Below are 11,441 nucleotides of genomic sequence, written 5' to 3'. Positions count from 1 at the left end.
CCTTTCGGTATTCGATCCGTACGCTCCCCAATCTGCCGGAGCTCCGGATCGAATACCGGCGGAAATCAGACATCGCGTCCTGTCGCGCGCCGGGTGCGCGTACCGCGGGAATGAAACGATTCGCGCGGGCGTCGGACCGGATATGCGACTTCCCGATTCCGCGCGCGAATTCGTCGGCGCCGGCGCCAACGCGACCCTGGTCACCCTGAACGCCGACGGCAGCCCGCAGGTCTCCGTCGTCTGGGTGGCATTGCAGTCCACACCCGAGGGCGACGAGCTGGTCAGCGCCCACCTCGGCGAATATCTGAAGGTGCGCAACGTGCGCCGCGACCCGCGGGTGGCGTTGACCATCGTCTCGGATCAGCCGAGCGAGTTCATGCGGCCGTATCTGTCGGTCACCGGCACCGCACGCATCGTCGAGGGCGGGGCACCGGAACTGCTGCGGGAGTTGGCCGCGGTGTTGTCCTCGCCCACATCGAAGTTCCCGCCCGCCGACGCGCCGCCGGGCCTGCTGACCCGCATCCGGATCGACCGGATCGGCGGGATCGGTCCCTGGACGAACTGAACGGATCAGCGCGGGCGTGCCCGGGCCGGCGCCGCGCACCCGTCCGGCGCCGCGCTCAGGCGTTCGACAGCACCGCCGTGCGCCGGACCGGCTGCAACGTCTTGTCCAGATTCGTGCGCATGGTCGTGGCCGAATCCAGCAGGTAGTTCTGGCGCACCTTCCACGGATGCCGGTCGCCCTGCCTCGGAAAGTCGCCGATCGAGCGCTGGATATAGCCCGAGGCGAGGTCGAGCAGCGGATGTTCGGTGAGCTCGGCCTGCGGCTGCGGCACCACCGCCTCGTATCCGCGCCGGTCCATATGGGCGATCACCCTGCACACCAGCCGCGAGGTCAGGTCGGCGCGCAGCGTCCACGACGCGTTCGTGTAGCCGATGCAGACCGCGAAGTTGGGGACGCCGGTGAGCATCGTTCCCTGCCAGACGAACCGGTCGGACAGGTTCACCGGCTCACCGTCGACCTCCAGCGTGATCCCGCCGAAGGCGAGCAGCTTCAGACCGGTCGCCGAGATGACGATGTCGGCGGGAAGCACCCGGCCCGACTTCAGGCGGATCCCCTCGGGCACGAAGGTGTCGATGTGATCGGTGACCACCTCGGCCTTGCCCTTGCGCATCGCCTTGAAGAAGTCGGCGTCCGGCACCGCGCACAGCCGCTGATCCCACGGGTTGTACTCCGGGGTGAAATGTTCGGCGACCAACTTCTCGTCCTTGAGAATGCGAGTGGTCAGCCCGGTCAGCAGCTTGCGCGCGGCCTGCGGGCGACGCCGGCAGTACTGGTAGAAACCGACGTTGAACAGGATGTTCTTGGTGCGGATCACCCGGTGCGCCAAGCCCGCCGGCAGCAGTTCCCGAATCTTGTCGGCCTGCTTGTCCCGGCCGGGGACCGCGGAGATCCAGGTCGGTGAACGCTGCAGCATGGTCACCCGCTCGGCCTGTTCGGCCATCGCCGGAACCAGCGTCACGGCGGTGGCGCCGCTGCCGATGACCACGACCTTCTTGCCGGCGTAGTCGAGATCCTCCGGCCAGAACTGCGGATGCACCATGGTGCCGGAGAACGTTTCCACACCCGGGAACTCGGGGGCGTGCCCCTGGTCGTAGTCGTAGTAGCCGGAGCACGAATAGAGGAAGCGACAGCTCAGCGTGCGCTCCGCATCGCCCTGCCGCACGGTCAGCGTCCAGCGCGATTCGGCGCTGGACCATTGTGCCGCAACGACTTTGGTGCCGTAGCGAATATGCTTGTCGATCCCGTGCCGGCGCGCCGTCTCGGTGATGTAGCGCAGAATCGAGGGACCGTCGGCGATCGATTTGGCATCGCGCCACGGCTCGAACGGATAGCCGAGGGTGAACATATCCGAATCGGACCGGATGCCGGGGTATCGGAACAGGTCCCACGTGCCGCCCAGCGCCTCGCGCGCCTCGAGGATCGCATAGGACTTTCCGGGCAATTCCGTCTGCACGCGGTAACCGGCGCCGATTCCGGACAGACCGGCGCCCACGATGACGACATCGACATATTCACCAGCTGCGGTCATGGTTCCAGTGTGCTGGTTCCTTTCCCGGCATTCTTGACTTTGCACGACAAGTATTTGATTCTGGACGACATGTCGGTGATCCGCTCGGCCGGTTTGCGCGGTTTCCGCGCGACCGTGGCCGAACTCGGGGGAAACGCGGAGGAATACGCGGCTGCCGCCGGATACCCGATCGCCGCCCTGGACGCCGACGACCTGCTGGTCTCCGACGAGGCGATGGCCCTGGTACTGGAGATCGCCGCCGACCGGCTGCGGTGTCCCGATCTGGGCCTGCGGATCGCCGCCCGGCAGGACCTCGGCATGCTGGGACCGCTCGCGCTGGCCATCCGCAGCTCCCCCACCCTGGCCGACGCGCTGGAGTGCACCTCGCGCTACCTGTTCGTGCACGCCCGCTCGCTGAGCCTGACGATCGAACCGGATCCCTACGGCGACCGCGGTGTGACGGCCCTGCGCTACGGCGTCGAACCCGGATTTCCGCAACCCGTCCAGGGCACCGACCTGGGCCTGGGATTCCTGCATCGCACATTGATCCGGCTGGTGGAAGGCCCGTACGGGTTGCGCTCGGTGGAACTGCCGTACCGCCCGCCGGGTTCGCGCGCGACCTACGAGAACTTCTTCGGCGTCCCGGTGCGCTTCGAGCGACCGGCGGCGATGCTGCGGCTGCCGAGCAACCTCACGTCGCGGGCCATCGCGGGCGGCGATGCGAATCTGCGCCGGCTGGCGGTGGCGTTCCTGGCCGAACAGGCCGGCGACACCGGCGCCTCCACGGTGCCGGGGGTGCGAGCCGCCGTGCAGCAACTACTGGGTACGACCGCTCCGCAGATCGATTCGGTGGCGAGGCTTCTGACGATCCATCCGCGCACTCTGCAGCGCCGCCTGGCGGCCGAGCACACGAGCTTCGCCGCCATCGTCGACGATGTGCGCCGCGGTGAGGCGCGGCGCTATCTGACCACGACGGATCTGCCGATGAGCCAGATCGCCTCACTGCTCGGCCTCGCGGAACAGGCCACTCTGACCCGCTGTGCGCGCCGCTGGTGGGACAGCACTCCCACCGCGATCCGGCGCACCGCCCGGGCCTGAGCGGCCGGTCGGCTCAGTGCGTGACGCTCGGATCCCAGCGGCTGGCGGTGATGGTGAAGCCCTGGATCGAGGCGAGCGGAATCATGGCCTCGTAGTTGCGCTGATATCCGGTGCTCGTGATGCGCCAGCGGCCGTCGGATTCCCGGCGATAGGTGTCGCGGTAGTACGCGGCGCCGCGAATCATGATCCCGTGGTCGGGAACGATGACCGTATCCTCCAGACACCAACTGCCGGAGGCGAAGTCACCGTCCACCGCGATCTCGGGGTGGCTGCACACGTGCGAGGTGATCATGGTGCCGGACATCGCGCCGCTGAGATAGCCGACGATGGCGTCGCGCCCCTGGAACTGCAGCGGTTTACCGCCGGAGGGCGAGCCGTAGTCGGCCACCGCGTCCGCGGCGAGAGTATCCGCGAACTCGTCCCACTCCCGCAGATCCAGCGTCCGCAGATAGCGGTATTTCAACGCACGAATCTCTTCCAACGCAACCAGATCCATCGCGGTCACCTCCTGGTATCGGCCCCGCCAGCACAATAGAACAGGTTTCTGTTTCGGTCCGGGCTTTCCCGTTGACCGGGACGGCCCGGACCGATTCGGACCGGTCAGGCGTGGGTGCCGCCGTCGATGCGCACCTCGGTGCCGGTGATGAAGGCGCCGTCGTCGGAGGCGAGCATGGCCACCACGCCGGCGACCGTGTCGGGCGAGGCGAAACCCTGGCCGAGCATCGGCATCAGCTTGGTGAACAGCGAGAAATCGGCGTCCTCGGGCAGGCCCGGGCCGCGGCCGTCGGTCATATCGCTCGAGATCGAGCCGGGCGCCACGGCCACCGCGCGCAGGTTCTGCTTGGAGTATTCCGAGGCCAGCGCGTGGGTCATGGACATGATGCCGCCCTTGGACGCGGCGTAGGCGGCCATGTACGGGTGCGCGAAGTAGGTGGAGGTGGAGGCGAAGTTCACGATGACGCCACGGCCACTGTCCAGCAGCGCCGGCAGCGATTCGCGAATCATCAGGAAGGTGCCCGTGAGGTTGGTGGTGATGATGCGGTTCCAGTCGGCCAGCGGCATCTCGTGGGTGTGCGCCGAGCGGAGAATGCCGGCGGCGTTGACCAGCGCGTCCAGCCCGCCCAGGGTTTCCACGGCCTTGGCGACCCCGGCCTGCACCGAGGACTCGTCGGAGATGTCGATCGTGACGGTGGTCAGCCGATCGGCGCTGCCCTTCTCGGCCGCCTGTTTCGCGGTTTCGGCCAGGCCCGCCTCGCTGACGTCGGCGGCAACCACAGTGCCGCCCTCGGACAGGATGCGATGCACGGTGGCGCGGCCGATACCGGATCCGGCGCCGGTGATCAGAACTCGGCGATCTGCGAAACGCTCCATTGCGAAACTCTCCTCATCTGCGATTTTCTCGTTCGATTGACACACTACGCCCGAGTGGCACGTTGTGCCAGGGTGACAAATCGCGCTTAGACTGTGCGGACAGGAGGTGACTCATGCCCGAGTCGAGAACCGGCCCTTCCGCCACCGCATCGCCGCGGCCGAATCTGGCCCAGCGGCGCAAGTCGGCGACCCGGATGGAGATCGCCCACACCGCCGCCCGCCTGTTCGCCGAGCGTGGCACCGCAGCGGTCACCGCCGAGCAGATCGCCGCCGCCTCCGGCGTCGGCCTGCGCACCTTCTATCGCTATTGCCGTACCAAAGAGGATGCCGTGGAACCGATGCTGTCGGCGGGTGCGTCTCGCTGGCTGGACATCCTCGGCGACGGACCGGACCGGTTGCCTACCATCGCGGAACTGGAAATCGCCGCGATCCGCGCCCTGACCGTGGTCGACCGCGACGAACTCGACATCACCCGCGGCCTGTTGCGCGCGATGGCCGACGATACGGCCCTGCGCGCGGTCTGGTTCCGGGTCAATCTCACCGGCGAGCACGCCCTGCTGGAGCTGCTGACGAAACTGTCCCCGGACACCGATCCACTGCGCCTGCGCACGCTGGCCGCCGCGGCCGCCGGCGCGATCCGCATCGGACTGGAGCAATGGGCCGACGACGACAGCCCGGCGCACTCGCCCGCACCGGCCGACGGGCTCGATGAAATACCTTCGACCGCAACACGATCGGGCGGACCCGCTCCCCTCGTGGTCAGATGTATGCGCGAACTCACCGCCGGCGTCTATGCGCAAGCTCCTACGGATACGACAGCGTCGGGCTGAGGGTCGCGGCGGCGGCCCGGCCCGTGCGATCCGCCGCCGACGACGACCAACCGCCCTCTGCCGGACCCTCTCCGATCAATCCGCCGGTGCCGCATCGCGTTTCAGCTTGCGCCACCCGCCCGCGCGATTGTTCGCGATGATCTGCCGCAGCATCGCCGATAGCGCGGGAGCGTCGACCTTCTCGCCCTCGCGAATCGCCACGGTGCGTGCCGTCGTGTTGTCGTGCCCGCCGGTGATGATGCCGGCCGGATCGGGCACGATCGCACCGTCGTAGAGGAAGATGTCGACGTGCGTCTTCGTCGCCAGCAGCGCGCAGATGTTGCCGTCGAGCACGAAATACGGTCGTACCCTGCGCTTGACGGTCTCCGTCACCTCCGGGTCGGCGGCGTGGACGAGTTCGCGCACCTCGCGGCAGATGTCGCGCTGCCAGGCCGGTAGCGCGTCGATGTAGGCGTCGACGCGCGGGTCGGCCACGTAGCTCACCACCGGCTTCTCCCGGATCAGCTCTTCGCGGATTTCGCTCCGGACTTCTTCTCCGACTTGGCTTCCGCCTTGCCGTTGGCCTTCTTTCCCTTCGGCTTCTGGCCGTTCGCGGAGGCGTCGAGAGATCGTTCGGCTCCGGAGCCGGCCACCGCGGCGACGATCAGTCCGGACTCGTCGGCGTCGACGCGTACGGTGTCGCCCGGGTTCAGCTCGCCACCGAGTACCAGCCGGGACACCTGATTCTCCAGCTGCTTCTGTACCGTCCGGCGAAGTGGGCGGGCACCGAATTCGGGCTGATATCCGTTCTCGGACAGCCAATCCCGCGCCGCGTCGGTGACGTCGAGCTCGATGTCCTGAGCGCGCAGGCGACGACGGGGGCCGTCGAGAACCAGATCGACGATGCGGCGCAACTGTTCCTGGTCGAGCCGATGGAACACGATGGTCTCGTCGATGCGGTTGAGGAATTCCGGCCGGAAATGCTGTTGCAGCCGTTCCATCAGCCGGGGGGTGATGGCGTCGAGCTCCGCCGAGGTGGCCTTCAGGATCAGGTCCGAACCGATATTGCTGGTCATGATCACGATGGTGTTCTTGAAATCGACGGTGCGGCCCTTGGCGTCGGTGACGCGCCCGTCGTCGAGCAACTGCAGCAACACGTTGAACACGTCCGGATGGGCCTTCTCCACCTCGTCGAACAGGATCACCGAATACGGTTGGCGGCGCACCTTGTCGGTGAGCTGTGCGGCATCCTCGTAGCCCACATATCCGGGCGGTGCGCCGACCAGCCGGGACACCGTGTGCTTCTCCTGGAATTCGCTCATGTCGAACCGGATCAGCCGGTCCTCGTCGCCGAATACCGCTTCCGCCAAGGCTTTCGCCAATTCGGTCTTGCCGACACCGGTCGGGCCGAGGAACAGGAACGAGCCGATCGGGCGGTTCGGATCCTTCATCCCGGCCCGGGCGCGGCGCACCGCCTCGGCGACCGCCACGATCGCCTCCTCCTGCCCGATCACCCGCTGGTGCAGCACGTCCTCCAACTGCAGCAGGCGCTGCCGTTCCTCGACCGTCAACTCCGACACCGGAATTCCGGTCTGCTTGGACACCACCTCGGCGATGTCGTCGAGAGTGACCGTCGGCACCTCGTCGGCGGTGATGTGGCCGACCCGCTCCTCGGCGGCGGTGATCTCGCTCTTGAGTTCGTCCGCGCGGGCGTAGTCCTCACCCGCGACAGCGGCATCCTTCTCCCGCTCGAGGCGCGACAATTCCTCCTGTGCCGCACGAAGATCGGGGCCGGGCATGCGGGTACGCAACCGGACCCGCGCACCGGCCTGATCGACCAGGTCGATCGCCTTGTCGGGCATGAACCGATCGGTGATGTAGCGATCGGAGAGCTCCGCCGCGGCGATCAGCGCCTCGTCCTCGTAGTGCACCTGATGGTGCTCCTCGTAGACGTCGGCGAGTCCGCGCAGGATTTCGATGGTGTCGGCGACCGACGGTTCCGAGACCAGCACCGGCTGGAAGCGGCGTTCCAGGGCGGCGTCCTTTTCGATGTAGCGCCGGTATTCGTCGATGGTGGTGGCGCCGATGGCATGGAGTTCGCCGCGGGCCAGGGCCGGCTTGAGCAGGTTGCCGGCGTCCATCGAACCCTCGCCGCCGGTGCCGGCGCCCACGATGGTGTGCAGCTCGTCGATGAACAGCACCAGTTCGTCGGAGTGCTCGCGGACCTCGTCGAGAATCTTGGTCAGCCGCTCCTCGAATTCGCCGCGATATTTACTGCCCGCCACCAGGGAGCCCACATCGAGGGCCACCACCCGCCGATCGGCCAGCGTGCTGGGCACATCGCCGTTGACGATGCGCTGCGCCAGACCTTCGACGATCGCGGTCTTGCCGACGCCGGGATCGCCGATGAGCACCGGATTGTTCTTCCGCCGCCGGGACAGGATTTCCACGGTCTGCTCGATCTCCTCGGCGCGGCCGACGACCGGGTCGACCTTGCCCGCGCGGGCCTCGGCGGTCAGATCCCGGCCGTATTCGTCGAGCGTCGGAGTGTCGGTGGGCTTCTTCTGCCCCTCGGCGACCGGCAGTTTCGCAACCGAAAGCGACTGCGCGGCAGGACTTTCCGGATTGTCGGCGATGCCGAGCAGAATATGTTCCGGGCCGATGTAGCTGGATCCCGCCTCGGCGGCGTTGCGCTGTGCGGTGCGCAGGGCCAGTTTGCTGCCGGGCCCGAGTACCACCTGACCGCCCGCGGTCGCGGTGGCCTCTCCGCTGCCGACCGCACCCCTCATTTGCGCGGCGACTTTGTCCGGATCCAGGCCCAGTTGGCCGATGATCCCGCGCGACGGCTCGACCTGGGTAGCGGCGTAGAGCAGATGTTCGGCGGTGACCTCCGGATTTCCCCAGTCCTGGGCGGCCGACCGGGCGATCGCGATCAGCTCCTTGGCGCTGTCGCTGAGCAGCCGCCCCAGATCGATGCGCTGCACCGGCGGCTGCGCGGCCATACCGGGACCGAAGAAGCGGTTGAAGAGGTCGTCGAAGGAATTGAACGAACTGGGCCAGGCAGCGGTCATGTCCACACCTCATATCTCGGAATCTCGTCGTCGCAGCGGCGAGCGAACGGACAGCTACGGTCCGCATCGCCGCACTCACTCGCAGAACCACTCCGAAACGGTCGGGTCCCACCGTACCCTCGGCCAGCCCTTCCGGGGCGGCCGCCGATGCATCCGTTACTTTCCAGCGATCCACGTGGATGTTTCCGGCGATCCATCCGTCGTGAAGTGGGTATCGATGGGAGCATGGGCCCCGTCCCGAAGATCACCACCGATCGCATACCGATGCCCGGCGGGATTCGAACACGTTGATCTTGCCGCGGTGCCACACTCGAAGATGGTTGGGCTCGAGGAGGAACTGTGACTACAGCACCATCTCGCGGCGCCGCCGAGATCGAAGCCGTAAGGCCTTATCCCCGGCGGATCGCCCCGAAGGGTTCGCAGATCTGGACGATCGTCACGACGACCGATCCGAAGCTGCTCGGCATGATGTACATCGTCAGCTCGATGGCGTTCTTCCTCATCGGCGGGCTGATGGCGCTGCTGATGCGGGCCGAGCTCGCCCGCCCCGGCCTGCAGTTCCTGTCGCCGGAGCAGTTCAATCAGCTGTTCACCATGCACGGCACCCTGATGCTGCTGTTCTATGCCACGCCCATCGTGTTCGGCTTCGCCAACTGCATCCTGCCGTTACAGATCGGCGCGCCCGATGTAGCGTTCCCGCGACTCAACGCGCTCAGCTACTGGCTCTATCTCTTCGGCGCCTCGATCGCCACCGCCGGATTCGTCACTCCCGGCGGCGCCGCGGACTTCGGCTGGACCGCCTACACCCCGCTGTCGGATGTGGTCCACGCCCCCGGCGTGGGCTGCGATATGTGGATTCTGGGTCTGGCCGTCTCCGGTCTGGGCACCATCCTCGGGGCGGTCAATATGCTCACCACCGTGGTCGTGCTGCGCGCGCCGGGTATGACCTTGTTCCGGATGCCGATGTTCACCTGGAACATCGTGGTCACCAGCGTGCTGGTCCTGCTGGCCTTCCCGATCCTCACCGCGGCGCTGATGGCGCTGGCCTTCGATCGTCATCTCGGCGGACACATCTACGATCCCGCCACCGGCGGCAATCTGCTCTACCAGCACCTGTTCTGGTACTTCGGTCATCCCGAGGTGTACATCATCGCGCTGCCGTTCTTCGGCATCGTCACCGAGATCTTCCCGGTGTTCAGCCGCAAACCGGTCTTCGGCTACACCGCACTGGTCTACGCGACGATGAGTATCGGGGCGCTGTCGGTGGCGGTGTGGGCGCACCACATGTTCGCCACCGGAGCCGTACTGCTGCCGTACTTCTCGTTCATGACCTTCATGATCGCCGTGCCGACCGGAGTGAAGTTCTTCAACTGGATCGGCACCATGTGGAAGGGGCAGCTGACGTTCGAAACGCCGATGCTGTGGGCGCTGGGATTCCTGGTCACCTTCCTGTTCGGCGGCCTGTCGGGTGTCATCCTCGCCAGCCCGCCACTGGACTTCCACGTCACCGACACGTATTTCGTCGTGGCGCACTTCCATTACGTGTTGTTCGGGACGATCGTGTTCGCGACCTTCGGCGGCATCTACTTCTGGTTCCCGAAGATGACCGGCCGGCTGCTCGACGAGCGGCTCGGCAAGATCCACTTCTGGACCACCTTCCTGGGTTTCCACACCACCTTCCTGGTGCAGCATTGGCTGGGCAACGAAGGTATGCCGCGCCGCTACGCCGACTATCTGCCCTCCGACGGCTTCACCACGCTCAATACCGTCTCCACCATCGGCTCGTTCATCCTCGGCTTCTCGATGATCACCTTCGTCTGGAATGTGTTCCGCAGCTACCGCTACGGCGAGGTGGTCACGGTGGACGATCCGTGGGGGTACGGCAATTCGCTGGAATGGGCCACGACCTGCCCGCCGCCGCGGCACAACTTCTACGAACTGCCCCGGATCCGTTCGGAGCGACCGGCATTCGAGTTGCACTATCCGCACATGATCGACCGCCTGCGCGCCGAATCGCATATCGGCTGGGGCGCCCCGCATGCGGACGTGCACGAGACCGCGGCGGCCGAACCGGAGCGGACCTAGACCGTCGGAACTGCCGGTGGCGGTAGGGATTCCAGCGGGCCGAGCCTGCGATGGACCACATGCTGCTGCACGAAGGTCCAGGTGTTGCCGGTCGCGAAGTAGACCAGAATGCCGATCGGCATCACCAGTCCGGCGACCAGTGTGCCGAGTGGGAACAGCCACAGTGTCATCGCGTTGATCAGCCGCGTCTGCGCAGTGGTCTCGAGCTGGCGGGCGATCGACGCCCGGGCGGTGCAGTGCGTCGCGACGGCCGCGATCAGCACCAGCGGGATCGCCACCACGGCCACCGACGCGACGGAATCGGCGGAGGTGAGCGTCGCCGACAGCGGCGCGCCGAACAGATCGGCGTGCAGGAACGACCGCACCTGTTCCGGTGCGAACACGTAGTTCGCGGTGTCGGCGTTCTGTGCCGCCGTCATCGCGGTGGAACTGCCGAGGAACGGCACATGCGAGACCGCGGTGCGGTCGAAGGAATGCAGCACGTGCAGCAGTCCCAGGAACATCAGCAACTGCGCGAGCACCGGCAGGCAACCGCTGAGCGCGTTGAAGTTGTGCTGCTGCTGCAGTTTCCGGGTTTCGACGGCGAGCCGCTCGCGGTCGTCGCCGCATTCGGCGCGCAGTTGCCGCATCTTCGGTTGCAGCACGGCCATGGTGCGTGAGAAGCGGACCTGAGCCAGGTACGGCCGATACAGGACGGCGCGCAGGGTCACCACGAGCATGACGATCGCCAGGGCCCAGGACAGACCGCTCGCGGCACCGAACGGGACGGCGAATCCGGTGTGCCACAACCAGAGAACAGCGGCGACCGGGTAGTACACGAAATCGAGCATGGGATATCACCTCACTTCGAGGCACCCGTGCAGGTACGGGCGAGTGAACAGGGTCGGCCGAGCAGCCGCGCGTTCACTTCGACCGGCGAGAGCCCCGGCGTGGTG

At 66.7% G+C, this 11,441-nt stretch carries 10 protein-coding genes; 4 read left to right on the top strand and 6 right to left on the bottom strand.

What is annotated here, in order from left to right; all coding sequences use genetic code 11:
* The first annotated feature begins 142 nt into the window (after positions 1 to 142).
* Positions 143 to 565 carry a PPOX class F420-dependent oxidoreductase gene (locus RJ03_RS06295; protein WP_036498760.1) on the top strand — a complete coding sequence of 141 codons (423 nt, stop codon included), beginning with the start codon at positions 143 to 145 and terminating at the stop codon, positions 563 to 565.
* A 55-nt stretch (positions 566 to 620) separates the two neighbouring features.
* Here the strand turns inward: RJ03_RS06295 and RJ03_RS06290 are convergent, their stop codons facing one another.
* Positions 621 to 2,093: a flavin-containing monooxygenase gene (locus RJ03_RS06290; protein ID WP_036498757.1), complete on the bottom strand. Its 1,473-nt coding sequence runs from the start codon at positions 2,091 to 2,093 to the stop codon at positions 621 to 623.
* 9 nt (positions 2,094 to 2,102) lie between these two features.
* Here RJ03_RS06290 and RJ03_RS06285 point away from each other — a divergent pair, with 9 nt between their 5' ends.
* Positions 2,103 to 3,170: an AraC family transcriptional regulator gene (locus tag RJ03_RS06285; protein WP_232329416.1), complete on the top strand. Its 1,068-nt coding sequence runs from the start codon at positions 2,103 to 2,105 to the stop codon at positions 3,168 to 3,170.
* A 13-nt stretch (positions 3,171 to 3,183) separates the two neighbouring features.
* On the opposite strand, the gene RJ03_RS06280 is transcribed toward RJ03_RS06285, so the two are convergent.
* A complete protein-coding gene (locus RJ03_RS06280) occupies positions 3,184 to 3,666 on the bottom strand; it encodes a nuclear transport factor 2 family protein (protein ID WP_036498801.1) in 483 nt (160 codons plus the stop codon).
* A gap of 104 nt (positions 3,667 to 3,770) precedes the next feature.
* Positions 3,771 to 4,541, bottom strand: a complete 771-nt coding sequence (locus tag RJ03_RS06275; protein ID WP_036498754.1) for an SDR family NAD(P)-dependent oxidoreductase — start codon at positions 4,539 to 4,541, stop codon at positions 3,771 to 3,773.
* 113 nt (positions 4,542 to 4,654) lie between these two features.
* Here RJ03_RS06275 and RJ03_RS06270 point away from each other — a divergent pair, with 113 nt between their 5' ends.
* Positions 4,655 to 5,371, top strand: coding sequence for a TetR/AcrR family transcriptional regulator (locus RJ03_RS06270; protein ID WP_051024376.1), 717 nt, complete (start codon positions 4,655 to 4,657; stop codon positions 5,369 to 5,371).
* A gap of 75 nt (positions 5,372 to 5,446) precedes the next feature.
* Here RJ03_RS06270 and RJ03_RS06265 read toward each other — a convergent pair whose 3' ends face one another.
* Entirely contained in the window at positions 5,447 to 5,857 is a 411-nt protein-coding gene (locus RJ03_RS06265; RefSeq protein WP_218000926.1) for a DUF1801 domain-containing protein, read from the bottom strand.
* 14 nt (positions 5,858 to 5,871) lie between these two features.
* Complete coding sequence (locus RJ03_RS06260) at positions 5,872 to 8,421, bottom strand: ATP-dependent Clp protease ATP-binding subunit (RefSeq protein WP_036498751.1); 2,550 nt, start codon at positions 8,419 to 8,421, stop codon at positions 5,872 to 5,874.
* Positions 8,422 to 8,760: 339 nt separating this feature from the next.
* On the opposite strand from RJ03_RS06260, the gene ctaD reads away from it, so the two are divergent.
* The gene (ctaD, locus tag RJ03_RS06255) at positions 8,761 to 10,506 is read left to right on the top strand and encodes an aa3-type cytochrome oxidase subunit I (protein ID WP_083870622.1); all 1,746 of its coding nucleotides are present in this window, start codon (positions 8,761 to 8,763) and stop codon (positions 10,504 to 10,506) included.
* Here the strand turns inward: ctaD and yidC are convergent.
* Complete coding sequence (yidC, locus tag RJ03_RS06250) at positions 10,503 to 11,336, bottom strand: membrane protein insertase YidC (RefSeq protein ID WP_051024375.1); 834 nt, start codon at positions 11,334 to 11,336, stop codon at positions 10,503 to 10,505. The genes ctaD and yidC overlap by 4 nt on opposite strands.
* Positions 11,337 to 11,441: the final 105 nt, after the last annotated feature.

The sequence above is a fragment of the Nocardia aobensis NBRC 100429 genome (assembly GCF_000308375.1).
In the GTDB taxonomy this organism is placed as follows: Bacteria; Actinomycetota; Actinomycetes; order Mycobacteriales; family Mycobacteriaceae; genus Nocardia; species Nocardia aobensis.
The sequence above is the reverse complement of the archived record's forward strand: the minus strand, read 5'-3'. Positions and strand labels throughout refer to the sequence as shown.